The organism is Myxococcales bacterium, from assembly GCA_016699535.1.
Classification (GTDB): Bacteria; Myxococcota_A; Polyangia; order Polyangiales.
This window is the reverse complement of record CP064980.1, coordinates 433317-456773: the sequence shown is the minus strand read 5'-3', so window position 1 is coordinate 456773 and position 23457 is coordinate 433317. Positions and strand designations below refer to the sequence as shown.

Genomic DNA, 23457 nt, shown 5'->3' with positions numbered 1-23457 from the left:
TCAGTACGGAAGACAAATGTAGTCGACGCTGTCATCAGGGAGTACGATCTCGACGCACTCAAAATCACTATCGCAATAACGATTGTCGGGTAAGCCGTTTTGATCGGTGCAAGGGGCATAACAGATCGCAGGAATATCGCTTTCCAGAGCGTAACATACGCCACCGTCGAGGCAGACCGCATCAGGGTCACTCGCCTCTGGGTTGCAGTAGTTGCTGCACATACGGCCAAAAGCACCATCACTTAGCGCGAGACTGACACAATCATCGGCTGCGCGTTCGCAATCATAGACGCTGCGGCAGGACTCGTAGACGTAGGAAACTGGTGGGGTTCCCTCCAGCAAGCAACCCGTTAAAAAGACCAGAAAAAGAGATACATTCTTCACCCGTTAATTTTACTCTGTCTGCCAAGATAGGCAAGTGCCGCGAAAACAGCTTTTTAGCCAACTATTGAAGATGACACAGGGGCCGGGCAGGCATTTTCCACGCCTCTCTTGAAAGGGGATAGGCTTTCTGGCAAGAGTGCCAGTCATGCCTGCAACTGGGACCCAAGACTTTGCTTTTAATGAACCCCTTGTCTTTGAACAAGGGAGCCCGGGCCGCACCGGAGTTTCGGCCCCAACCGAAACCATTCCCAATGCGGCCGACGCCAAAACATTCTTGGGTGATTTTTTTAGAGACGATTCAGCTTCTTTGCCCGAACTGTCTGAGCCTGAAGTGGTGCGTCATTTTGTTCGTTTGAGCCAACAGAATTTTTCAATCGATACAGGCATGGTTCCTCTTGGTTCATGCACCATGAAATACAATCCAAAGGTCAACGAATGGGCAGCCCGGCTTTCTGGTTTTGCAGATTTGCATCCCTATCAAAATGAAGATCACATTCAGGGTGCACTTGAGTTAATGTTTCGGCTCGAGCGTGCACTTGCTGAAATCGTCGGCATGGATCATGTGAGTTTGCAGCCTGCTGCAGGTGCGCAAGGTGAGCTTACTGCACTAATGATGATACGTGCCTACCACCAAGCCAAGGGTCGCAGTCCCAAAACCGTTTTGGTTCCGGAAACCGCACACGGCACCAACGCAGCAACCTGTGCCCTAAACGGATTAGCCGTAAAAGCGTTTTCTGCACCTGAAGGTATTATTCATATCGATGAGCTAGAAAAGCACGTCACCGATGATGTAGCTGCCATCATGATCACCAATCCCAATACCGTTGGCTTGTTTGAACAACAACTGCCTGAGATTGCAAAACTCGTGCACGACAAAGGCGCCCTTGTTTTTGGGGACGGGGCGAATCTCAATGCTTTGATGGGCAAAGCAAGACCGGGAGATCTCGGTGTGGATATCATGCAATTCAATTTGCATAAGACCTTTACAACACCGCATGGTGGCGGTGGACCTGGTTGTGGTCCGGTGGCCTATAAACAACACCTCGATGACTTCGCTCCAATTCCGGTCGTAAAAAAACTAGAAGATGAGCGCTTTACTTTGGATTATGAACGAGCCCAAAGCATTGGCCGCATTCGTTCTTTTTATGGAAACTTTGGTATGATGGTTCGCGCCTACACGTACATTCGTGAGATGGGCGCAAAAGGCTTAGCAGAGGCTACCGAAGGTGCGGTGCTCAATGCCAACTATCTTCGGTCTAAGTTGAAGGACACTTGGGATCTGGCTTACGATCGCCTTTGCATGCATGAGTTTATTGCAAGTGATAGGCATTTGAAAAGTACGGGCGTAACCACCTTGGATATTGCCAAACGACTCATGGATTACGGTTTTCATGCGCCTACGGTGTATTGGCCGCTTGTCGTTAAAGGCGCCATGTTGATTGAGCCCACAGAAACGGAATCCAAGCAAAGTTTGGATCTATTTGTGGAAGCGATGCTTGCCATTAGTGATGAAGCACAAAATAGTCCAGAGCTTGTAAAGACCGCACCTCACAACACGCGCCTTAAGCGTCTTGATGAAACCCAAGCCGCCCGCAACCCTGTTTTGCGTTACTAAAAAGCAATAAGCTATGTAAAATCAGGAGGTTTGCACCTTAGGCGCTTTCATGTTGCACTTAGTCATCGTGCAAGCAAAAAGTTCAATGAATGCTGGCTGTAGCGGTGCCATACTCTTTGGTCTGACGCTTGTGGGTTGTGGAGCTTCAAAAGCGACGGATCCTACGACCCCTCGCCAGATAGAGCGAGCAGAAAGCGAAACAATGTTTGGCATGCCTCTAGAAGCCGAAGCAAAAAAGCAGTCCTATAAAGGTCACGGCGAGTTTGCTCCGAAAAGTGATGCTACTGTTGTAGAAAGTCAATCGATTGATATCCCGGACGATGAACGGGCAGAGCCCTCCAGTCCCGAATCTTCTGTCGTAAACCAACCTCCAGAACACTGGGCCTATCCAGCTGAGCAAGGATCGGAGCAGATTCGGCCCTAGAGACGAGCGAAGGTTTGAGAGGTAGTTTTGGAAATTAAAAAAATCTCCGAGCTTGTGTTCAACAAGGTGCATGGATGGCTCGAGTACAGTGTTTCCACGCTGCCTGACTTAGCATTGGCGCTGGTTGTTTTTTCTTTTTGTGTTGAGCGCCAAGTGGGTCTCTAAGTTTTTCTGCAGGGGTGTGTTTAGGTTTACCGATAACAAACAACTCATATCCTTATTAAGTTCGACTATTCGACTTACGGTTATTCTTACCGGCCTGTTTGTTGCTCTTAGTATCTTGGGCTTGGAACGAGCAGTAACCTCCTTGTTGGCTGGTGTTGGTGTGCTTGGATTAGCACTTGGTTTTGCGTTTCAGGATATCGCAGCGAATTTCATGTCAGGACTTATCATGGCGTGGCGTCAACCTTTTGCTGTGGGTGCGCTGGTTGATATCAAAGGGCATTATGGCATCGTTCAGCGCGTTACTTTGAGGGCCACGGTCATTCGTTTGTTTACGGGTCAATTTGTCATTTTGCCGAACAAAGATGTGCTTCAATCTGCGATTGTAAATTACAGTCAAACAGGCGAGCGCCGTGTGGATATTGAAGTTGGCGTTTCCTACGGAGATGATCTTGAGAAAGTAAAACAAGTTGCAACTGAGGCTATCGAAGATATTGCTTACCGCGATAGTTCTCGAGAGGTTGAGTTCTATTTTAAAGAGTTTGGTTCAAGCTCAATTAATTTTGACTTACGTTTTTGGCTTGATCTTCATTCTAGCCAAGCTAATTTTCTTGAAGCTCGTTCGTTAGCTGTGATGGCTATTAAAAAAGCTTTTGATGCGCATGATATTACGATTCCTTTTCCCATTCGCACCTTGGATTTTGGCATCAAGGGCGGAAGGCGACTCGACGAGGTCTTGCCTTGAGCGTGTTTAGTTTTCTGCCGGCGCCGATGAGCTATGCGTCATGCGGGGCTCTTCAAGCTCTTGAGCAGGCGGCATTTTTGATTCGCCTGTGACCGAGTCGAAAAACTCAAGCTCTCTGCTAATTTTTCGCACATAGCGTTGCTTGATGTGAAATGGCAGAAATGCGGCTTTGAAGCCGTTGAGCACGAGATGCTTGATTTCTTCGACGCTGAAACCCATCTTCGTATGACAGAGCCACAGTTCTTTAGAGACGGTCGTGTCAGTAATTAAGCGATTGTCGGTATTGATCGTGACGCGAAGGCCAAGGTCGTAATACAGGCGCAATGGGTGGGTTGCTAAATCACGGACCGCTCCCGTTTGCACGTTTGATGAAGGACAGCATTCAAGTGCGACGCGGTGATCGTTGACGTAATGAAGTAAATCACCATCTTCACGTAGGCGACAGCCATGACCGATGCGGTGAGCTCCACAAACATGAATCGCTTGCGAAATTGATTCAGGACCAAAGGCCTCGCCAGCATGGATCGTGCAGTTAATGTTGTTGTTGCGAATGAGTTGAAAAGCGTCTTTGTGATGCTTGGCGGGGTGATCGTATTCGGCGCCCGCAAGATCAAAGGCAACCACGCCTCGGTTTTTGTAAGACACGGCGAGCTCCGCCATTTCAAGGGAAGACTCCGGTGAGATGTTACGAATGCCGCAAATAATCACGTTCGATTCGATGCCATGGTCATGGTACGCTTCTTGAAGACCCGCAATGACGGCTTCAACGACTGCGGTGAGGCGAAGACCTTCGCGCGTATGCAACATGGGCGAGTAACGGACTTCCATATAACGCACGTTTTCTTTGGCAGCATCTTCAGCGAGCTCGTAGGCAATCCGAGCAAGAGACTCTTCCGTTTGCATCACTTTTAAAGTGATTCCAAAAGCTTTGAGGTACTCCTCAAGAGAGCCGGTGTTCTCGCCGCAATGCAAGGCCAGGGCAAGTCCTTCGGGCGTATCGGAAGGCAGTTTGATGCCGTATTGCTCAGCGAGTTCTAAAATGGTGGAAAGTCTTAACGAACCGTCCAGATGAACGTGTAAATCTGTTTTGGGTAAGTGCTCGAAAACGGAAAGAGGTAGTGACATCTATGTATTTTAACCATAGGAACTGCTCCTGGCAATTCTGAGGGCAAAAAGAAAATTTGTTCAATGATTCAAGCAGTCTACGGCCAGAAAGGCTTCGCTTAATTGCTCTTCGCTCGTGCTGCTAGCATGTGATTTCGGAGGCGGATGCTCTGGGACGCTTGCCAACTTCGCTCGAATTGTTGCGCTGCACGCTCGTAGTGTCCAGCCTTGAAAAGCAGCGCTCCTAGTGCCTCTTCGCGATCGAGGCCATGCAAAGCATCGAAGGCTTCGGCTGCTCCAAGCCGCAATTCCAACGGAGCATCCCGAGCTTGGAGGGCCAACCACCCTTGATACGCTTGCGATTCAACACGGTTGAAACCGTCTGTGGCTTTCAAGCTGTGAATAAAGTTCCAGCGTGCTTTGTACAAAGTTCGGATGACAAAAAACGGAGCGATCACTTTAGCGTTGCGCACCAGGCCATAGCGCTCCAACATGAGGGGAAAAGATCCAAGCAAAGCATCACGTTGCTTGGAGTTTTCAGTTGTTGCCATGAGCTGTTCCAAAGGCTGCAAGGCCTTTGCTCTTAGCGCCGCTAAGGCGTCGTTTCCTGATTTTGCAATAAGTGCTTCAACGGTCTTTCGAAAAACCTTGCGTCGCTTTGAAGCGACCGCTCGTAGATTTTGATGAGTTAAACGTCCTGACTCTGAGAGACCTTGTTCTTTGAAAAGTGATTGCAATGCTTTGCTCTCGCTGCTCGTGGGAGTCTTGCGAGCAAGCTCTGCGCTGGCTGAAAGGGTCTTGTCGATGTCGCTTTGTTTCAGGCGAAGCAGTGGGGTGTAACTTGGCTCCGTCTCACGTGGCAGCGCGATAAGGCTAATCGCCGAAGCAATGGCCACGACGACAAAAGCGATGGTAAGTGGTGTTTCACCTATTTTTGACGGTCCGGGCATCAAGGCAGCTTTAGTCTATCCGAAACATGCTAGCTTGGTGGATTTTTGCATTTCGGCCATGGTACACTAAGAGTCGCCGTGAAGAACAGCCGTCTACATAAGAGATACGAAAAAGAGCTCACGCTCATGGTGCTTGTGGACGGTGACGAATATGGCGCTAGAACGTTAAATTTGAGCCTTGGTGGCTTGTTTGTGTTGATGGAACCTGTCCCGGCAATTGGTCAATTAGTAAAAATTCGCGTAAAATTTCCGGCGCTGGAAAACGAGTCGCTTCTTGAAGCGGTGGTACGCTGGCATGGTGATGGCGGGGCTGGCATGCAGTTTGGGAGTTTGCGTGCGATTGATGTTTGGGCAATCAACCAACTTATGGATTAGGCGAAAGCTCGCTGCCACAAACAGTATGATTCGCTTTGCTTTTATCGTGTGTAGCCTGTTGTCTTTTCTGCAGGTAGCCCAAGGCCAAGACAACAAGGGTTGGGTTTACGATCCAAATCCAGACAAGGCATTCTCAGCGATTTCAGAAGTTACCCTCGATGGTTTAGATACAAACGCGCTCATTCTTAGTGGCAACAGCATTGAAGTCAGTACTTGTGTGCTGGCCAATGATAGCTGCACCGCAGTGCACTACGCCATTGCTGATGCCCAAGGTGATTTTTTTTATGAACCCGATGAAGCCAGTGAAAGCGATGCTTTCGCCGAAGTTAATGCTTTTTTTCATCTGCAACGTGCAGCTGATTACTTTAATGACCAACACCAAAGCCGATGGAGCTGCAATTGCGGCTCGCCAGTGCTGAACGCTTTTATCAATCCAGATGTCGAAGAAAAAGCGGTGTCTTCTTTAGCCTTTTATCAATACAACGATTGCAGCTCATTTAGCTGTGGCTACGTGGTGCTTTCGAAAACGGTTGATCAGCAAGGTCTGGTTCGTAGCACTGCTTACGATGGTGATTTGCTATATCATGAATACGTGCATGCGATTGTCGACGAACGCAATCAAAATCCTGGTTATAGTGAAGATGAGTTGGGTGCAAGCTATGAGGCTGGCGCGGTGAGTGAAGCGATTGCTGATTATTTTGCCGCGGTGATCAGTAATGATCCACAGATTGGTGAGCACTTCGCAGGAATCGGAAGTGTGCCGGAAAAAGGCGCGTTGCGCGACATATCACAAAGACTTAGCTGTCCCGAGGACTTGAGCGGACAAAGGCATCGCGATGGACGAATCCTTGCTTCTGCGCTTTGGTCTTTGAGGTCAGAATCAGCAGATGTTGCTGCGATGGACCAATGGGTTTTTGAGAGCGCTATTAATCTTTCAGCGACGCCGAGTTTTTCATCGTTTGTTGCGACGATGTTTGATGGTCTTGAAGATCCACAAAAACAACAACCCTTGGCATCGAAGCGCGTGCAAGCGCCGAATCGTTATTTGCCGAACGTGGCTTAGTCAATTGTGAGCGAATTAAGGTATTGCAACCAGGTCAATCGGCCGTCGCGTTTAGCGGCGAGATTATACCGACAACCCTCAATGCGGGTTTAGCTCCTATCCACTACAAAATCGAGGTTCCGGCCTACACATCGGCCATTACTTTTCAATTTTCTGTCCTTGAAGGTTCTGGACGTTTTGTCTTGCATCTTCGAGATGGACAAGCAGTGCAAGTCGATGCTTCTGAAAACACCGTCGTATCGTCATGGGACATCGCGATCGCTGAAACGCAAGTCACGTTGACTTCAAAAGCAATCTCAGCACTACACGATGGGACAACCCTTTTTCTAGCGGTTGAGAACAGAGATAGCCTTGATGGCAATGCATGGTTTCGTTTGAGCTATGAGTCTTTTCCAGAGCACACGTTTGGCGGAGGCGGATGTAGTTTAGGGACTAAGGCAGGCAGTATGGCCATGACAGAACAAGCTGTTTTATTTTTTGTGTTGTTCCTGATTTTTCTTCGCAGATTCTATGCTCTTCGGCGCCGGACACTGTGAGCCAACAGCGCTGAGATGTGACGCTCTTCCCACGCCAGTGCCTTGCTATAGTCCGTAAAGGCACGCTCTCGTTCGCGAAAATCACGTGAATGATGCATGGCCCTGCCATTTATATGCTTGGCGGGCATCATGTGGTGCAGCATTTCGTGAAAGACCACGTAGCGAAGGTAAAAGCGAGGCACCCAGTTTTGATCGAGTACTGGATGAATGCGAATGAGCTTATCTTCTGCGCAATAGCTTCCCAAATGAATGCTACCTTGGCGCCACAACCGTGGCTTGCTGCGAGCAAACTGCCCCCAAGTAATACCTGCACATGCTTTTTTCTCGAAACACTCGCTGTTTAGCTCATCAAAAATCGCGCTAAGATCATAAACAGCACCAGTACTACGGAGCTCGCAATTGCGTTCATTTTGTCGAATGAGGTGACGATGAGACGCAATAAAATCATCGATGATACTGGCTGATTTTCGGGTACGTCGTCTAAGATAAGTACCAAGCGCCCGCAGTACGATTGCATCCGCATTAAGAAACATATGGTGCAGACGCACGTGCAAATGCCCCCCGCGGTGCTGCGAGGAAATCATCAATCTTCGGTTGTCTGTAATGTGTACAAATACGGGCTGATCGAAGAGTTTGTTGAGGTTTTTTTCGATCACCTGCTCCATGACGCTCGGATAGGAAATTAGTTTCTCTGTTTCCGCTGTTTTCGTGTAAAAAGGCAGGGATTGTTGTTGAGCAGGCACCCGTGCAGAGTAAACGAATAATAAAAATCTTGCGACGCTATTTTAATATTTTTACATGTATTGCAATTGCGTTGCTTCCCTTCCTTGAGATGACAAGGATTTTTTTGCTTGGCCGTGGTGAGGTGAACGAAGAGCAATGGGATAAAGCCGCTGCGGTAGCGCATCAACAATTTCGACGCGGAGACCTCATCGTATCAACTCCTTTGTGGACGGATCCGTTGATGCGATGGAAACTGGGAGACCTTCTTAGCCTAAGCGATGCGGGTTACAGTGAGCTCAAAGCTTACAATAATCTTTGGGTGCTTAGTGTTGCGGGAAGTCATCATGAGTTAGAACCAAAGCATTCACCCAGCTACGAAAAACACTTTGCTTCGTTAACGTTAAAAAAATGGCCTCTTCGCTCAATCGCGCCACGCTATGATTTTTTTAGCCATATCTCCGAAGCCGAAGTCAGTTTAGGGACTCGTCCTTGCCGATGGAATGAGCGAGGTGGCAGTCTGGGTGGTGGTTTGAATACGGGGCCCCTGCGACCTGAAAGGCGTTTTCAGTGCAGTCGAGCGAAGCATTGGCTTTGGGTTGGACAAACGGTTATAGAAGACCTTGAACTAAAAGCGCGAGCCTGCATCTGGCAGCACCCCGACGGTCCGACACCGATACGTAGCACCTTCCCAAGTGTACTGCTAAGCGACAGACTCGTTTTTTACGGTGGACTTTATTACATGCATGAACGTGACCATGCAGGACCACCGCTAGACTTTAGCATCGAAATCGCTGGCGTTAAGGTGGCGGATTTTGTTCACCGCGACGGTGAGGGTTGGAAACGCTACCTACTCGATACCCATCGCCTCAAAGGCAACGTTGCCGATGTCACGGTTTCGGTATCGGCCAAAGAGCCACATCTCAGAACCTTTTGTTGGACCGGATTTTCGGAGGAAAAGTAGTGCTTCAACTGTCTTCTTCGAAAACGAATCACGCAGTGGCTGCATTGTTAGCAAGCCTCTATCTCTGTTTGCTGTGGAACACTGCCGACGATCTCGCTATGTGTCGTGACGAGAGTTTTTATGTTTTTGCATCCGAAAGCTACGGAAACTGGTTTGAATTACTAGCGACCAATCCACACCAAGCCTTCGAGCAAAGCACTATCGATCATCACTGGGCGTACAATCATGAACACCCCTCGCTTATGAAAAGCCTAGCAGCGCTAACTTGGCTAACTCAAAAGCATTTTCACCTGTTTCCTTCGGACTCGCTTGCGTTTCGTTTCCCCACCATGCTTCTTTCAAGTCTACTATTGTGGTTGGTGTTTATTTGGAGCACCTCTCTGTATGGACGGGCTGCGGGACTTTTTTCTGCACTCGGTATGGCACTTATTCCGCGGTTTTTCTACCATGCGCATTTGCATGCCTTTGATGCACCCATTGTCTTTTTGGTGACCTGGGTGGCCTATTGTTATTGGCGCTCGCTAAGCGACAGAAAATGGATTTGGCTAACGGTCCTAAGTTTTGGTCTATGTCTTGATACCAAACACAATAGTTGGGTTTTACCAGGCATCTTTTTAATCCATTGGCTCGCTCAACGAGGCAAAGAGCGCCTGTTCAAGTTTGACAATCAAAGCAGTCTGCCGTGGGCACTCGGCGGGATGTTGCTACTTTCCCCGTGGATTGCCATCGCACTGTGGCCTTGGCTTTGGCACGATACCTGGCATCGTATTGGCTCATACATCTTTTTTCATACGCATCATGCCGAGAGTCATGGCGTCATCAATATCGCCTATTTTGGAAAAACACTTTTCTCTCCACCCTTTCCGATTGCCTTGCCATTCATATTAACCGCGTACACCTTGCCGCTTACTTTTCTGGTCCCGTCTGTTTTAGGTAGCCTGAAAGCCGCATTCGCATGGTTTAAGCCTGATGCTGATAAATGCGAGCTTTGTCGCTCGGAGCTTCTCATGTTGGGTATGCAATGGGCGCCGCTTATCGTCATCGCCTTGCCTTCCTCTCCTGTCTTCGGTGGAACAAAGCATTGGCTCACAGCCTATCCTTTCTTTGCAATGTTTTTCGCCAAAACGTTGAGTCATTGCTTAGGCGTGGGCAAGGAACTTCTAGCGCCATATCTGAAGGGCAATGCCTTAATGCAGCGTGTCATGACTGCACTAGCGCTGTGTTTGTTTCTTACGCCAAGTGCCTATGAAACCAAACATGCACATCCCTTTGCTCTTTCGCATTACGGAGTCTTGGCTGGCGGTGTGCAGGGCGCAGCAAGCAAAGGCATGAACCGTCAGTTCTGGGGATTTACTACCGGTAGTGTTGTTAGTTATCTTAAAGAAAAACTTCCAAATGGCGGCACGGTTTGGATAGGCGATACAACCTTCGGGGCATGGGAGATGCTCATCCGCGATGGAAAAGTCCCTGCCAACATCCGAGCGACTCAGGATTTTACCCGTGCTGATTACCTATTGATTCACCATGAACAACATTTTGCCGAAGTCGAGTATCAAGCTTGGGTCCTAAACCAAAGCGTCAAGCCCGATCACCTGCTCCTATACGACGGCGTCCCCATCATAAGCATCTACAAAAACCAAAAGCGATTGTCTCAAAAAAACAAACAACCTTGAACTATTTTAGCCCTGGCTGATTTTGTTTCACAACAAAAACGGGATTACCGCTTTGGTGATTTTTGCGTATTCCGAATAACCGGATATAGAGATTCGCAATATCTTCTCTTCATGGATAATGCGCCGAGTGAACGCGAGTCCTAGAACAGCTAATGCCCCAATTGCCGTAAACCAACAGTGAAAAAATGTTGTGCTAAAAAAGTAGGTTAAAAAAGCCCCTGTGTAGCTGGGATGTCGAATTAGGCGGTAGGGGCCTTGGTTGACGATGGTTTGCTCCGTTTGAATATCAATATGCCAGGTGAAGTACTTACCCAAGACGATGAATGACCAGCTGCGTAAGCAAAGACCCAGGAGCATTAAGGCTAACGAGATCCACGAAACGACGCCCCATTTCATGCTTGTTGGATAGCGAAGCGCTGCTTCAAGCAGGGTTAGGAACTGAACTGCATAGATACTCCAAATGATTTGAAGCGCTGTCCCTCTGTCATGAATGGTTCTTGAGGGTTCAAAGGCATCATAACGAGGTTGGAAAAGGGATCCAACGATAGCGATGCCTATTAAGATCCAAAGTTTTGCGGATAGAATAATCTTCGGCTGAATCCAACTAGGTATGCCCAATATAAAAACGACAACCAAGATTGCGTAGATCAGCTTTCGAGTCACAAGGAAGCAGCTTCCTTCAGTTCATCTAAGAACATGTGCTTATAGTGCCGATACCAATCGCTTTGAAAACGCTCCTCCGGATCGTATTTTTGCTTGAGACGAAGAAACTCTACAAACTGCGGATATGCGCGCAAGATTTGGCTTTTACTTGCCCAGCGGTGGTAGGTCAGAAAAAAGCTGCCGCCACCTTCCAGCGCTCTTTCAATTAGTGTGCGAAATTCTTTCTTGGCTTTTTCAATGCCCTTTGCATCATGGTCCACATGCAAATTGATGACGATGCAGGCATAGTCTTTCTTCGCCCATGCCAAAAAACTCTCATCATCCGCTTTGATGAGGCGAATTGTTCCATAGATAACGTTTGTATGCATACGGCGAAAATCATTTGCCAATGTTTTCATGAAGTTGGCAAGCTTTTCTCTTTGCACATACACTTCAGAAATCATCTCGCTACCAGAAACCTTTGATCCAAGTTTACGATCAAGGTCCTGGTGATAGTCATCCAAATAGATGCCTAACTGATGCCGATCCGACCAATACCGTTGACCCGTGCTTTGCAGGTAGAACTGGGTGTAATAGGCATAGGCCTTTGCTTTGTTGGTATGTGCCCAGTAGTAAAGCTGCCTCCAATGTTTCGCTTCGAGCTCGCGGTGCTCGTCATCGGCTTTCTCGTCCGATAGCAGTGGTCGATAGGTCGAGAACACCCCTCGTTGCAAGAAATCCGGATCTTCCGGATCAATTGAAAACTGCAGATCCCCAAAGCTTGATCCATCTTGAAGGGCTTGATTTACCTTGGCATAAAAATCGTTCAATTGAACAAGCTCCACCCTACGCTCTAGCCTTTGTCGAGGGGCGAGGCGCAGTTTGACTGTTGCAATGAATCCAAAGAGTCCATAACCGCCAATTGCCAGCCTAAACAGTTCAGTATTTTCTTTTCGGCTGCAATTGAGAATCCGCCCTTCGGCATCGACTAAAGTGAAAGACTCAACATCATCGACGATGGGCTTCATGAGCAAGCCGCGACCGTGAATATTGGAAGAAAGTGCCCCTCCGATGCTAAGTCGATCGGCCCCGGTCTGCTTCTGTCGGATTCCCCATGTGTGGGCTTGGCCGCGCTGATTTTGTACTAGCCAGTCAATAAGCTTCGGCCACTGGATCCCCGACTCGACCTCCACCCAACCCTCGTCGCTATTCAATTGCAAAACATCATTGAAGTGAGTTGTGCTTAGATGAAGCGTGTTTGTGCCAAACTGCTGTCCACCCATGGAGTGTTGTCCACCACTGATACTGATGGCTTGTCGCATTCGTTTGGCACGACGGACGATTTTTTGGACCTGCTCTACGGTAGCCGGGTAGTAAATGTGTCGATGTGCCGTGGGATTTAGTTTGGAGTGGATGTCATTTAGAACATACTTTGATGTTTGAGGCTTTTGCGAAGCACATGACACAAGCAGTAGAACAATTGCAGGGTTCCTTAATCGGGTGGTGAACTTGCTGAGGATGCGCATAGGCTAGGATATTAATATGATTTCTGTGGCACCTACTAATTTTTTATAGAAACTCCGACACCGTTGTCATACTTTGGGAATGAGCGGTCGTGATTCTCTTGAGCTTTTTGTCTTGGTATAAAATTTGCTTTGCTTTGGTAGACCCACTACTAAAAGGACTACATGACTAATCGCAAAAACAAAAATCACAATAGAGAACGCAGCTCAAATCAAAAAAAGAGAAATAGAAAAGCAAAGCCTCTTTTGGTGATTACGGCCATGAGTTTGAGCGGGATGAGTTACGGTTGCAACCAAGTGTCCAATCCTAATGTACCTTTGTATGATTCCGGTCTTGATTCGAGCATCGATGACGCATCAGTAGATCAGGACGCACAAGTCGACGATGCTGCTACCTATAACGATGCCGGAACGCAGTAAGAGTTCTCAATGAAAGTTCCTTTTGAACTCTCGTGGCTGGGTGGCGCAACCGAGCGGCATTTTCGAAAGATTCGACCCGGCATTGACGATTTTCCTGGGGAACGCTCAAGCCGAGCAACTATCCACCCTTGTTGGTGGAGCGTGCGCGTTTGGCTTGGACGGAGGCCGCACACAACGAATACTGTACAGCGATAGCCTTTGCCGATTTACAGCGCGCGCTGCTTGAAGTGCGTGCACCGATTGATCTTATTGGCATGGCAAGCGATTTTGTGGTGGATGAGAGTTTGCACGTTGAACTGACCAGTCGCATCGCGATGGAGCTTGGAGGGGGCGTTCCGTACGTTTTGGATCTCGATGCACTTAGCCCGCCGGCTCGAAATAGTGAATCCAGTCCCCTTATGCGCGCGAACGAACTTATCGTTCGGATTTGTTGTGTCGGCGAAACTTTTAGCGTCCCGATGTTGGCCGGATCGATGAAAAGCTCAGAGCATCCGCTCACTCGCGCTGTGCTAAAGCAAATTGTGAGCGATGAAGCTCCGCACGGTGTGATTGGCTGGCACTATTTAGAATGGGCAAGCGAGCAACTCGACGGCAAAGAGCGAGAACGTCTTGCAAGGGTTGTTGAAGATACACTCAAAAACATGAGTCATTTGTGGCGTCGCCTGCGAAGCAAGGTCAAAGACGGAAGAACAAGCGAAGGATTTTTTCTTCACGATGTGCACGAACTTGGTTGGATGGAATCCAGCAACTACGCCCGCACGGCCATCAATGCCATAAAAGAAGACGTGCTGGCACCTTTAGCCGATTTTGGAATCGTCCCAAATAAAACAAAAATTGATGAGCTTTGCCAAAGTTACTACTCAACATCAGAGCCGTAGCTGTAGTAGGATTATTATACACTGACCCACAGGCAAGGCACGCATCAAGTCCTTTTTTGAAGTGCCCTTTAAAACTGAGCAAGAAGCTGTTCTGTTTGACTGACAAGCTCAGGGCTAAGGGATCCCACACAGGTGACGTGCAGATGTTCGGGTCGAAATATTTTCTCTGAGAGTTTTGCCAGTTGCTCAATGCTAGCAGCTTTGACGCGATCCAAAAAATCAAAGGATGTTTGGTCGCATCCCAGCAACGTACGCATGCCCCAAACGTAGGCTGTATCTTCGGCATCATCGACGCTAGCTTGCAAATCCCAGACAAAGCGTTTCTGTGCTTTTTCAAGTTCGGCTGATAACACGCCATTGTCACGCAAGTCACGGATAAGATCGAAAAGTGCCTGCAATGCAAGTGGGATCTTTTGATGTTCAACGGAGATTCCGACGTCGAAGACACCACACTCTTCATAAAGCTCAAGGCTTGCAAACACATCGTAAGCCAGCGCTTGTTCTTCGCAAATACGACGATGCAAGCGCGTGCTCATTCCATCGTCAAGCACTCGACACAAAAGTTGTAAGGCAATTAAGTTCTCGTCATTCTCGCCCGGACAACGAAAAGACAAACGTAGCTCCGATTGACTGTCGTCATGGTGCACGTAATGAAGTTGAGCCTTGGACGGCTTTTCAATAAAAGCTTGCCGCTTAGGTAAACTGCCTGCCGGCAAGATTCCGAAATGCTGCTCCGCCGCGCTCATGACCGCGGGCATATCGAGCTTTCCAGTAAGACAGAGCACAATATTAGCGGCTTGATAGAAGGTAGCGTGATACTGTTTTAACTCAGCTGCGCTAAAGCGCTCAATGTTTTCCAGACGGCCAATGATTGGAAAACCAAGAGGGTGACCTTCAAAGAGGTGAGCATGCGATACATCATCGATATCGATGCAATCATAGTTTTCATCGAGGGATTCAAGCACCTCTTCACGAATGATTTTGCGTTCCGCCTCGGTATCGCTCAGAGCGGGTGTGCGTAAGGTTTCCGCTAAAATGCGTATTCCTTCCACAATGTTCTCTGGAGGTAAGCTGATTTGGTAGAGGGTAAAGTCAGCATGGGTTGCAGCATAGAGCTCTCCACCGATGCTTTCAACGGCAAGGTTTAGATCGTAGCTTGATTCATAAACATCATTGCCGCGAAAAAGCATGTGCTCCAAAAAGTGACTGATTCCGTTGTTCTCATGCGTTTCATCACGGGATCCCACCCGGACAAAAGCAGACACAGTGCTTGTGTGCAGATGAGCCAGTGGAACGGTGATCACACGCAAACCATTTTTAAGCGTTTTGCGGTTGACCCCGTCGTAAAGAGAGAAACTTTTATCAGCCTTCGTCTTCGCTTTGCTCGTCGCTTCCGTCACTGAGTACTTTCGGGTTGATATGTACGTCTTTGCTGTCTTCTGCTTGTTTGCGCAGGTGTTTGATGTGTGTGGCTAAAAGATCTTTTTGTTTATTGCGCAGAAGAGCCGAGCGAAGGCGCTCTTTTTCCGAATCATCGAATGCCGCAACGTCTGCATGATCGTGAGCCTGCACCCTGAAAACGAGCCACTCATTTCCAAGCTTCATCGGCTTATCGGGTAGGGGCTGATTTGTATCCATCGAAAAGGCTTTATCCACTAGAGGCTGGTTGTTGAACGGTCCTGGGATGGGTGTATCGCTGCGGTCAAAAGCTCGTGTTTCGCGCACTTGTGGCGCAAGTGGATCGAGCGTTTTGCTTGCTTCGGCTTTTTCTTTTAGCTCTTTTTCCAGAACATCGATGTTTTCACCATTTTTTAGCCGATCCAATATGGCCTGGGCTTGCGTTTGAGCGAGCTTTGTACTCTCTGTTTCAAGGTAAAGCTCGTGAGCAATCTCGGCTTTGGCTTCAGCGATTGGAACGTCGCCTTGGCGTTTGGCTTCGACCTTGATGATATGAAAACCAAACTTGCTTTCAACAACTTCCGAAATTTGACCGGGCTCCATGGCAAACTGTGCTTTATCAAACTCTTGCACCATGCGGCCCTTGGGGTTATAGCCCAAATCGCCGCCTTTGACTGCGCTGCCTTTATCATCGCTGAACTCTTCAGCAAGCTTTGCAAAGTCTGCCCCCGTTTTTGCTTTTTTGGCTAAGTCTTCAGCTTTGGCAAAAGCGGCTTCTTTGCTTGCTTGGTCAGCATCTTCTGCAACCTTGATAAGAATGTGTCGTGCACGGACTTGAGGCTCAAGGTTAGTATACCGCTGCTTTTGCTCTTCGTAGCGTTTATCGACTTTATCTTTGTTTGCAGCTTGCCAGCTGGTTATCTCTTTTTCGGAGGGCTTCAGTTGGTTCTTATAATAGGTTGGTGAAAAACGGAGGTACTTTAATGTGACCTTTTCTTTTTCGCGCGCGTAGGCGTCCCATACTTCTTGCTCGCCCACGGTAATCCCGGCAGTGAGGGTATCAGCGTATTCTTTTGCAAGTTTCTCTTCAATTTGCCACTCACTAAACTCTTTAAGACTTCGCCTTAGTCGATACTGAACAAAGTTAACAACGTTCTCAACGCTAAAGTTGCCGTCTTTGTCTTTGCATGAAAAAGGAAGGGCATTTTGTTTGAAGCCCTGAGAGGCACTGCTCGCTGTGCTGAGCAACATGCTGCAGTTCTCCGCGACCTCTTCCATGATGTCGTCTTCGGCCACTCGAAAACCCATGTCGCGAGCTTCCTCGGCCATAAGCGATCGCTCAATAAGACCGTCAAGCACGAGCTGCTTGAGTCCTTTTGGATCGACCGCTTGGAAACCGTAAAGCCGCGTTTCAGCCGCAAGCACATACGCCGCGCGCAAATCGCCTTGCGTGATAGTAGTGCCATGCACCTTCGCAGCAAAGAGCGTGGAGTCGGTACTGCATCCCGCAGACTGTGGTCCGCCAAACTGAAGAATAAAGACAGCGCTGATAAGGAGCACTAAGGCTACAAGCACCAAGTTTTGAAAACGTTCTGCAAATCGCTGAAGCATAGTGCCCAGTTTGTAATCAACCCTTGCTAAACCCGCAACTTCGCTATGTTGCTTTTCGCCAAGCTTTGAAAATTGACAGTTTTGTCATTATTTATAGGTTAAAGTTGCCAATACTGTCTATTTTATCGCCATTTTAATGCCAAAAGTGGCAATTAGGACTAGCCCCGGCGTCCTGTTTCGCTTCACATTGGTCTGGCTTCGGTCCCAAAGGAACTTGCAATCATGCTTTAAGATGTTATTGCAGAGCCGCACAGACACACAGTTCTCACCAACTTTCTTATTGAATATCAGTGTGTTCCAAGAGAGTGTCTTAGGTTAAGGAGATAATGAGCATGGCGCCCGATTCGATGCTACCCACTTCCGGTGGCAGCAATACTAAATACATCATTGCTGCTCTTATTCTGCTTGGCGGCGCTGCAGGTGCTTGGTTTTTTCTAAAAGCATCGACTGAAAAGGCGGCTCCTCCGATAAAGGCACAAGCTGAAGAGCCAGCACGCTCAACGGCGCTTGCTCAAGACCAGGAACTTGAGATCCCGGAAGAGTTGCCTGAGGAGGAAGAAGAGGCGCCGAAAAAAACCGTACGCCGGGTGGCTCAGACTTGGGATTGCACCGGGGCGGTAGACCGAAGCAAAGCTGCTCAGCTCATGCGTGAAAACGGCCGCATCGTACGGGCTTGTTACGAACGACAACTTCGCACCGACAGTTTGCTTCAAGGAACGGCTGAACTTACCTTGCGTATCAATGCATCTGGTGCTGTTACCGGCACCAAGATTAGTGGAACGCTTCGGGACAATGCATTTCGGGCATGCGTTAAAAATGCTGCCGATCGTTGGAAGTTTCCTCCGCCCACAGGTGGCAGCTGCGCGCTCATCGCTCAGCCCTTTGATCTGACGCCCAAGACACAATAACGGGCTGCCAAGCAAAGCAAATCCACACAGAGCTAAGATCGTGGTGGACGCCCAAAAAGTTGCTGCGCAGCGAAGGTCTGCTCCCGAAGCTGGTTCCTTCGGCGAAGCGCATGACTTCTCAAGGTAATAAGCCGCCAGCAACTTTTGCTGAGAGGACGGGCAGCCGGCATCTTATGGATTTTCGAAGCCTGGGGTCGGTGGTGTGACAGCGAGGTTGCGGACTACGCTTCGAGTTTCTGGGCCGGTCAATTACTTTACTTTTATGCGCCTGGCTTTTGCGCTGCTAAGGAAAAAGAACTGGTAACGCCTCTCCTGAAACTGCACGCTCGAAGGCTTCTTCGACAATTGCGAGTGCAACTTCTTCGATGCTTTCTTTTGCAAAATAGGCTTTGGCCACAAAGTAAGTAGTTGCAATGACAAAGACGTAGGTTGCAGCGCGTTTTGCAGCGGCCCACCAAGAAGGCTCACAACTCAATGCCCTTGAGACAAAGAAATTGTTTCCTGCTTCGGCTGTATAGCGCGAGATGGAATAACCACAATCGTAAAGGGTATTTCCTTCCGGGTTTTCCTGCCAATTGAAGTTATAGATCTCAACGAGTCTTCCGCCTTGATTGATGACTTCAAAGCGACTGACCTTTCCTTGGATTTGTTGCAGATCGTAACATTCCTCATCCTCTTTGCCAGCCCGTGCATGATCGCCAAGCGGACAAGGTGTTCTGGTAAATACTTGGTCTTGATTGGTCCACTCGTAGTGAAAATTGAAATTGCCATTGGGACTAGTGTAACCCCAGTCGTTCTCAATGTTGCCATGCGCAAACCATGCATCTGTTTTTTCAAGAAAAGCAGCGTTGATAGTGGCATCCGTTGCAGGGCCGTCGACTGAATCAAGGTTTACCTTCCAGCCGTGGTTAGTAAGCACAAGCTCAACACCATTTCCGGTTTTAATGAACCATTCACCGTTGTGAAAGAACTGACGATCAATGGCTCCATGCTCAAAGGCCAGCGCTTCCTCCGGGGAGAGAAAAAGATCACGGTACAATGCTTCAAAATCAATGCCGGTGAATTTCTCGCGCGTGGCGTTTCTGTTTTGCTTATCATTGTAGATGATTTCCACAAGGTCTGAAGGAATATCGTCGATCGTGGGTTCCGGCTCTCCGAGCATCCGAGCTTGGTGTATCAAAGCTAAGACTCGGTGTTGCCCATTACCAATAGTCACACCCATGGGAACACCATTTTCATCTTGCCATGCGTATAATCTTATCTTGTGACTATTGCCGACCTCTGGATTCCATTTTCCAGCAAGCGTGGCGACGTACAAACGGATTTCATCCGGATGGTTCTTTCGAGCGGGATCGACGTATGGGAGTTCCAAAAGATCGCGAGCCTGTTGGCTTCCTCCATTAAGTTGTTCCACTTGTTGCGCCGCACTTTTAATGGATTGTAGCTTGAAATCGCGTAACCAGTTCCAGCGATAACTGATGGCGTCGGAGTCCTGCTGATAGCTGTTCTCTTCAGGCGTTAGCGTGCAGTTGAAAAGAACCAGGCCTAATAACAAGCAGCCAAAAATTAAATTTAGGAACTTCATGACTTTTGCTTACATGCAAGAGTCATGCCGGAAGAAAGCTCAATACTAATCAGGGGCTGTCAGTTGGTATAGGGACTCAGAACCCCACCGCTTTTGTAATACAACGTGGCTGCATGTGAGGGTAAGTGGACAGCTCCTATGTTGGTTCGTTTCGCCGGTATAGTTCGAAGCCCTGTGAAGTTAATTTTCGCAGGTTTATCCGCAACGGAGCCAGAAAAATACCATCGCCGATGGTCGCCACGCGCAGTGGTGCATTGAGGCGAAAGTACGCTCAGCCGGCAAAGGGTATGGTATGCCAGTTGAGAACAGCTTTCACGGTTGACCCGAGGTACGGCCGCCTTGTTTCAGACGATTCGTGAAGATCGAAAAGCGCAGCCTCGGTCCAGCAAGACTAGAACAGAATAAAACTAGAAACTCTAATTTGCTTTGCTTCGTGCACCGGCTTTTTTCAGAACATGTTTGAAGTGCTTGGGCTCGACGGGTTGAACGGATAGGCGTGAGCCCTTTTTTATGACGAGCATGCCATCAAGCTTTGGATCTGCCTTGAGCGCATCAAGTGCTAACTCTTGCTCGAAGCGTTCGATGAAGCGAAGGTTGACGCACACCCAGCGAGGGTTTTCTTTGCTGGCTTTATCATCGAAATACTTGCTCTTCGGATCAAACTGAAAAGGATCCGGATAGGCTTCTTTGTCCACTATGGCTAGGCCTGCAATGCCAGGAGGCTTGGCATTGGAGTGATAGAACAATACGAGGTCGCCCTTTTTCATTTCATCGCGCATGTAGTTGCGCGCTTGGTAGTTTCGTACGCCTTCCCAAACGCACCGGCCATCCCGTTTGAGGTCATCGATTGAAAAGACATCGGGTTCACTTTTCATGAGCCAATAGTTCATGCTCGTTTTCCTTTATGGGTTTTTCTATCTAAAACTCAGCTTTTAAAGAAGGCTTCTGCTTCGGCCACATCGTCTTTGCTACCGATGAAAAGCGGCACTCGGGCGTGCAGCGCGGATGGCATCACATCTAAAATGCGCTGCGTTCCGGTGGATGCTGCGCCGCCAGCGGCTTCAGCCAACATGGCCATTGGCGCCGCTTCATAGAGCAAGCGCAATTTGCCTTTAGGGTTCTCGAGTTCGCCGGGATAAGCAAAGATGCCGCCACGTAGCAAGGTGCGGTGAAAGTCGGATACCAAGGTTCCGATGTAGCGTGCAGAGTAAGGCCTGCCTTTGTTTTTGTCAGGTTGTTTTAACGAAGCGAGCCATTGTTGCGTCGATGCTTCCCACAAAGCGCTTTTTCCTTCGTTGACCGAATAGACTTGTCCACGCTTGGGGATACGAATGTTTTCGTGTGAAAGAAAAAATTCGCCAACTGTGGGATCAAGAGTAAATCCGTGAACACCCTCGCCGGTGGTGTACACAAACATGGTCGAGGATCCATAAATCACATAGCCCGCTGCAACTTGTTTGCTGCCGACTTGGAGGCAGTCTTCGAGCGTGCCGTGTTTGCCTTGGCTTATTCGTTTATGAATCGAGAAGATCGTGCCGATTGAAACATTGACATCAATATTGGAGGAGCCATCCAGCGGATCAAAAAGCAGGACGTATTTTCCGGTGGGGTATTCATCTGGAATTGCAATCGGATCTTCGGCTTCTTCACTGGCAAGGACGCAAGTGCGTCCACTGGCTTCGACATTGCGAATGATCGTGTGATGCGCAAAGACATCCATCTTTTGCACTTTTTCGCCTTGGATATTGGTGGAGCCTGTTAGGCCTAAGATACCGGCAAGTCCTGCTTGATTGACCCGACTTGCAATGATTTTTCCTGCCAAGGCGATTTGCTGAAACAGTGAGGTGAAATCACCGGTGGCTGACGGAAAGCGTCGTTGTTGCTCGAGGATGTGTCGTTCGAGCGTCCAGCCAAGATGGTGTTGAGCTGACGCGTGCCATTTCCCAGAGGAATTCATAAATTAACTTAAAAACTTGGCTTCTTTTCCGGTGGCCACGAATTCGCCTTCTTCAACAACAAAAAGGTCTTGGGTTTTGATGTTCTCGCCGCGCGTGCCGGTGGGCTCTCGCACCGTGACCACGAAAGGTTTGCCTTCTTCATCGACATCCATTTCAATGGTTAGGCCGATGGCATCTGCAATGAGATTAGCCATGTTCGCGGGAGCGCGAACATGAAATTTGGCCATGGTGCAAAGTGTTAGCAGTGGATCTTGCACTCCGGAGGCATGAAAACCAAGCAGCGTTCCAGCGCTCCCCGAAACCATGTGTTCGATGAGGTCAAAGGCCTCGGCGCCAATGATATCGTCCACAATGAGCCATTCGTAGCGAAACTGAGATGCGCGGGCTAAGATTGTCGCTGTCTCGGCTTGCCCCTCAGCATCGCCTCGATTTAAACTAATGTGTTTCGGATGGGCCAAACTTAAGCCAACATCGCTTTCAATGCTTAGCAGCCATTCTTCTTGAGGAATCGAGTTAGCAAGCGCACTGAGCAGCTTTGAGACGCCCGAGTGGGGCGGTCCACTAACTAAAATACCAACGCGACGCGCCATGGCTTCTTCGATGAGTTCAAGAATCTCTTCCGATAAAACACCTGCTTCAATCAGTGTTTTTGCGGCTACCGTGCCTTCTTGAGCACGTTTGATGCGAATCATGGGCCCTTGCGGCGCAACAGCACGCTGCCAAATGGTGACTTGGCTTCCGTCGGCAAGTCGTCCTTGTTGAATAGGCAAATTCACTTTGCAGGAAAGACCCGCTTGCCCCATCAAGCGATGGGCAGCGGTGATCACCGCATTGCTTGAGGAAAAGTTAATCGATTCGAGTTCTTTGAGACCTTTTCCAAAATCCGCGAAGGCTTTTTTGGGTCCCATGATCAAAATCTCTTGGATTTGCGTGTCTGCCATGAGCGTTTCAAGCGGACCGAGGCCAACCGCTTCTTGATAGGCAGCTTTGGCGAGGGCCTGTCCATCCACTTCGGTATCAATCAGGCCTTGGTTTTGAAGCTCATGAAGCGTGCTCTCGATGTGCTTTTCTGCAGCATGCCTGCGTGAATTGCTGCCAATCGCATCGGGATCTGGATTCTCAACGTCAAATACGCGTGAGATGTGACGCATCAGCAAACGCAATGCTGAGTTGAGATCTTTTGCTTTTTGATGGTCGAGATCGAGCGTGATTTTTGACCAGGGTAGCGCCGAGGGCCTTGCTTTGCGCTCGAGACCACCCGGTGAACGAGGAGCCGTTGAGGGTCTGGGAACAAAAACTTCGTCTTCATTTTTGTTTTGGGGGACGGATGATGGTGCCTTAGGAGGAAGCGCTGGGGGCAGCGATCCGGTCGGACGTCCCGACTTTGCATAAGGGCTTTGCTCTACAGGAGCAGGTGCATCGCTTAGCACTTTGGCCGCTGTACTGTTTGAAGTGACAGCGCTTGAGTGTTCGTCATCTGGAACTGGGATGGAAGGTGTGCTTGGGCGAACTTTTTCAGCTTCGTTTGCTTTTAGCGAAATGATAAAATCGCCGATGTAGACTTTATCGTCGTTTTTGACCACGACCGGTGATGTGATCTTGCGTCCATTAACGTAGGTGCCATTGGTGCTTTTTAAATCAACGACGATAAAGCGACCGTCTTTAAACACGATCCGCGAATGCCGCTTGGACACATTGCCCTTAGGAAGAACAATATCGTTTCCTTTGATGCGCCCAATGGTTATTTCGGGTTTGTCGAATTCAATTTGGCGTTCGGATCCGCCTTTTTCAGCCAAAATAACGGTAATCATGTGTGTCT

The 23457-nt window shown here is 48.7% G+C and carries 22 protein-coding genes and 1 pseudogene; 11 read left to right on the top strand and 12 right to left on the bottom strand.

What is annotated here, in order from left to right:
• The gene (locus IPJ88_02340; protein QQR90603.1) at nucleotides 1-384 is read right to left on the bottom strand and encodes a hypothetical protein; all 384 of its coding nucleotides are present in this window, start codon (nucleotides 382-384) and stop codon (nucleotides 1-3) included.
• Nucleotides 385-529: 145 nt separating this feature from the next.
• Here IPJ88_02340 and gcvPB point away from each other — a divergent pair, with 145 nt between their 5' ends.
• The 3 genes and pseudogenes from gcvPB (at nucleotide 530) to IPJ88_02325 (ending at nucleotide 3330) form a co-directional block, all read left to right on the top strand.
• Nucleotides 530-1999 (top strand): aminomethyl-transferring glycine dehydrogenase subunit GcvPB, encoded by a 1470-nt coding sequence (gene gcvPB / locus IPJ88_02335; GenBank protein QQR90602.1) that lies wholly within the window; start codon nucleotides 530-532, stop codon nucleotides 1997-1999.
• A 49-nt stretch (nucleotides 2000-2048) separates the two neighbouring features.
• A complete protein-coding gene (locus IPJ88_02330) occupies nucleotides 2049-2423 on the top strand; it encodes a hypothetical protein (protein QQR90601.1) in 375 nt (124 codons plus the stop codon).
• A 27-nt stretch (nucleotides 2424-2450) separates the two neighbouring features.
• Nucleotides 2451-3330: pseudogene (locus tag IPJ88_02325) on the top strand (mechanosensitive ion channel family protein).
• Nucleotides 3331-3336: 6 nt separating this feature from the next.
• On the opposite strand, the gene add reads toward IPJ88_02325, so the two are convergent.
• Entirely contained in the window at nucleotides 3337-4455 is a 1119-nt protein-coding gene (add, locus tag IPJ88_02320) for an adenosine deaminase (protein QQR90600.1), read from the bottom strand.
• Between the two features lie 98 nt (nucleotides 4456-4553).
• Nucleotides 4554-5384 (bottom strand): hypothetical protein, encoded by an 831-nt coding sequence (locus IPJ88_02315; protein QQR90599.1) that lies wholly within the window; start codon nucleotides 5382-5384, stop codon nucleotides 4554-4556.
• A gap of 78 nt (nucleotides 5385-5462) precedes the next feature.
• Here IPJ88_02315 and IPJ88_02310 point away from each other — a divergent pair, with 78 nt between their 5' ends.
• The 3 genes from IPJ88_02310 to IPJ88_02300 are packed head-to-tail and all read left to right on the top strand — an operon-like array spanning nucleotide 5463 to nucleotide 7358.
• The gene (locus tag IPJ88_02310) at nucleotides 5463-5759 is read left to right on the top strand and encodes a PilZ domain-containing protein (GenBank protein QQR90598.1); all 297 of its coding nucleotides are present in this window, start codon (nucleotides 5463-5465) and stop codon (nucleotides 5757-5759) included.
• A 25-nt stretch (nucleotides 5760-5784) separates the two neighbouring features.
• Nucleotides 5785-6822, top strand: coding sequence for a hypothetical protein (locus IPJ88_02305; GenBank protein ID QQR90597.1), 1038 nt, complete (start codon nucleotides 5785-5787; stop codon nucleotides 6820-6822).
• 23 nt (nucleotides 6823-6845) lie between these two features.
• Nucleotides 6846-7358, top strand: coding sequence for a hypothetical protein (locus IPJ88_02300; protein ID QQR90596.1), 513 nt, complete (start codon nucleotides 6846-6848; stop codon nucleotides 7356-7358).
• Here the strand turns inward: IPJ88_02300 and IPJ88_02295 are convergent.
• A complete protein-coding gene (locus tag IPJ88_02295; GenBank protein ID QQR90595.1) occupies nucleotides 7331-8101 on the bottom strand; it encodes a hypothetical protein in 771 nt (256 codons plus the stop codon). The genes IPJ88_02300 and IPJ88_02295 overlap by 28 nt on opposite strands.
• Nucleotides 8102-8190: 89 nt before the next feature.
• On the opposite strand from IPJ88_02295, the gene IPJ88_02290 reads away from it, so the two are divergent.
• Entirely contained in the window at nucleotides 8191-9042 is an 852-nt protein-coding gene (locus tag IPJ88_02290) for a hypothetical protein (GenBank protein ID QQR90594.1), read from the top strand.
• Nucleotides 9042-10715 (top strand): glycosyltransferase family 39 protein, encoded by a 1674-nt coding sequence (locus IPJ88_02285; GenBank protein ID QQR90593.1) that lies wholly within the window; start codon nucleotides 9042-9044, stop codon nucleotides 10713-10715. Before IPJ88_02290 ends, IPJ88_02285 begins: the two co-directional genes overlap by 1 nt.
• A 27-nt stretch (nucleotides 10716-10742) precedes the next feature.
• Here the strand turns inward: IPJ88_02285 and IPJ88_02280 are convergent, their stop codons facing one another.
• Complete coding sequence (locus IPJ88_02280; protein ID QQR90592.1) at nucleotides 10743-11378, bottom strand: isoprenylcysteine carboxylmethyltransferase family protein; 636 nt, start codon at nucleotides 11376-11378, stop codon at nucleotides 10743-10745.
• Nucleotides 11375-12883, bottom strand: a complete 1509-nt coding sequence (locus tag IPJ88_02275) for an FAD-dependent oxidoreductase (protein ID QQR90591.1) — start codon at nucleotides 12881-12883, stop codon at nucleotides 11375-11377. Before IPJ88_02275 ends, IPJ88_02280 begins: the two co-directional genes overlap by 4 nt.
• A 162-nt stretch (nucleotides 12884-13045) precedes the next feature.
• Here IPJ88_02275 and IPJ88_02270 point away from each other — a divergent pair, with 162 nt between their 5' ends.
• Nucleotides 13046-13300, top strand: coding sequence for a hypothetical protein (locus IPJ88_02270; GenBank protein ID QQR90590.1), 255 nt, complete (start codon nucleotides 13046-13048; stop codon nucleotides 13298-13300).
• A gap of 128 nt (nucleotides 13301-13428) precedes the next feature.
• Nucleotides 13429-14178 carry a hypothetical protein gene (locus IPJ88_02265; GenBank protein QQR90589.1) on the top strand — a complete coding sequence of 250 codons (750 nt, stop codon included), beginning with the start codon at nucleotides 13429-13431 and terminating at the stop codon, nucleotides 14176-14178.
• Nucleotides 14179-14246: 68 nt separating this feature from the next.
• Here IPJ88_02265 and IPJ88_02260 read toward each other — a convergent pair whose 3' ends face one another.
• Nucleotides 14247-15578, bottom strand: a complete 1332-nt coding sequence (locus tag IPJ88_02260; protein ID QQR90588.1) for an insulinase family protein — start codon at nucleotides 15576-15578, stop codon at nucleotides 14247-14249.
• Nucleotides 15541-17187, bottom strand: a complete 1647-nt coding sequence (locus IPJ88_02255) for a peptidylprolyl isomerase (protein ID QQR90587.1) — start codon at nucleotides 17185-17187, stop codon at nucleotides 15541-15543. The genes IPJ88_02260 and IPJ88_02255 overlap by 38 nt, the downstream gene beginning before the upstream one ends.
• A gap of 332 nt (nucleotides 17188-17519) precedes the next feature.
• Between IPJ88_02255 and IPJ88_02250 the strand changes: the two genes are divergently transcribed.
• Entirely contained in the window at nucleotides 17520-18095 is a 576-nt protein-coding gene (locus IPJ88_02250; protein ID QQR90586.1) for an AgmX/PglI C-terminal domain-containing protein, read from the top strand.
• Nucleotides 18096-18378: 283 nt separating this feature from the next.
• Here the strand turns inward: IPJ88_02250 and IPJ88_02245 are convergent, their stop codons facing one another.
• The 4 genes from IPJ88_02245 to tadA all read right to left on the bottom strand — a co-directional run bounded on the left by IPJ88_02245 (nucleotide 18379) and on the right by tadA (nucleotide 23449).
• The gene (locus IPJ88_02245; protein ID QQR90585.1) at nucleotides 18379-19680 is read right to left on the bottom strand and encodes a hypothetical protein; all 1302 of its coding nucleotides are present in this window, start codon (nucleotides 19678-19680) and stop codon (nucleotides 18379-18381) included.
• Between the two features lie 416 nt (nucleotides 19681-20096).
• A complete protein-coding gene (locus IPJ88_02240; protein ID QQR90584.1) occupies nucleotides 20097-20570 on the bottom strand; it encodes an EVE domain-containing protein in 474 nt (157 codons plus the stop codon).
• Nucleotides 20571-20605: 35 nt separating this feature from the next.
• Entirely contained in the window at nucleotides 20606-21637 is a 1032-nt protein-coding gene (gene fbp, locus IPJ88_02235; GenBank protein QQR90583.1) for a class 1 fructose-bisphosphatase, read from the bottom strand.
• 3 nt (nucleotides 21638-21640) lie between these two features.
• Nucleotides 21641-23449: a Flp pilus assembly complex ATPase component TadA gene (gene tadA / locus IPJ88_02230; GenBank protein QQR90582.1), complete on the bottom strand. Its 1809-nt coding sequence runs from the start codon at nucleotides 23447-23449 to the stop codon at nucleotides 21641-21643.
• Between the last annotated feature and the right edge of the window lie 8 nt (nucleotides 23450-23457).

Excerpts from the sequence above, each read along its gene's own strand:
- gcvPB (QQR90602.1), top strand. The coding sequence starts at position 530 with ATGCCTGCAACTGGGACCCAAGACTTTGCTTTTAATGAACCCCTTGTC.
- IPJ88_02330 (QQR90601.1), top strand. The coding sequence starts at position 2,049 with ATGTTGCACTTAGTCATCGTGCAAGCAAAAAGTTCAATGAATGCTGGC.
- add (QQR90600.1), bottom strand. The coding sequence starts at position 4,455 with ATGTCACTACCTCTTTCCGTTTTCGAGCACTTACCCAAAACAGATTTA.
- IPJ88_02315 (QQR90599.1), bottom strand. The coding sequence starts at position 5,384 with ATGCCCGGACCGTCAAAAATAGGTGAAACACCACTTACCATCGCTTTT.
- IPJ88_02305 (QQR90597.1), top strand. The coding sequence starts at position 5,785 with ATGATTCGCTTTGCTTTTATCGTGTGTAGCCTGTTGTCTTTTCTGCAG.
- IPJ88_02290 (QQR90594.1), top strand. The coding sequence starts at position 8,191 with ATGACAAGGATTTTTTTGCTTGGCCGTGGTGAGGTGAACGAAGAGCAA.
- IPJ88_02275 (QQR90591.1), bottom strand. The coding sequence starts at position 12,883 with ATGCGCATCCTCAGCAAGTTCACCACCCGATTAAGGAACCCTGCAATT.
- IPJ88_02270 (QQR90590.1), top strand. The coding sequence starts at position 13,046 with ATGACTAATCGCAAAAACAAAAATCACAATAGAGAACGCAGCTCAAAT.
- IPJ88_02255 (QQR90587.1), bottom strand. The coding sequence starts at position 17,187 with ATGCTTCAGCGATTTGCAGAACGTTTTCAAAACTTGGTGCTTGTAGCC.
- IPJ88_02250 (QQR90586.1), top strand. The coding sequence starts at position 17,520 with ATGGCGCCCGATTCGATGCTACCCACTTCCGGTGGCAGCAATACTAAA.
- IPJ88_02245 (QQR90585.1), bottom strand. The coding sequence starts at position 19,680 with ATGAAGTTCCTAAATTTAATTTTTGGCTGCTTGTTATTAGGCCTGGTT.
- IPJ88_02240 (QQR90584.1), bottom strand. The coding sequence starts at position 20,570 with ATGAACTATTGGCTCATGAAAAGTGAACCCGATGTCTTTTCAATCGAT.
- fbp (QQR90583.1), bottom strand. The coding sequence starts at position 21,637 with ATGAATTCCTCTGGGAAATGGCACGCGTCAGCTCAACACCATCTTGGC.
- tadA (QQR90582.1), bottom strand. The coding sequence starts at position 23,449 with ATGATTACCGTTATTTTGGCTGAAAAAGGCGGATCCGAACGCCAAATT.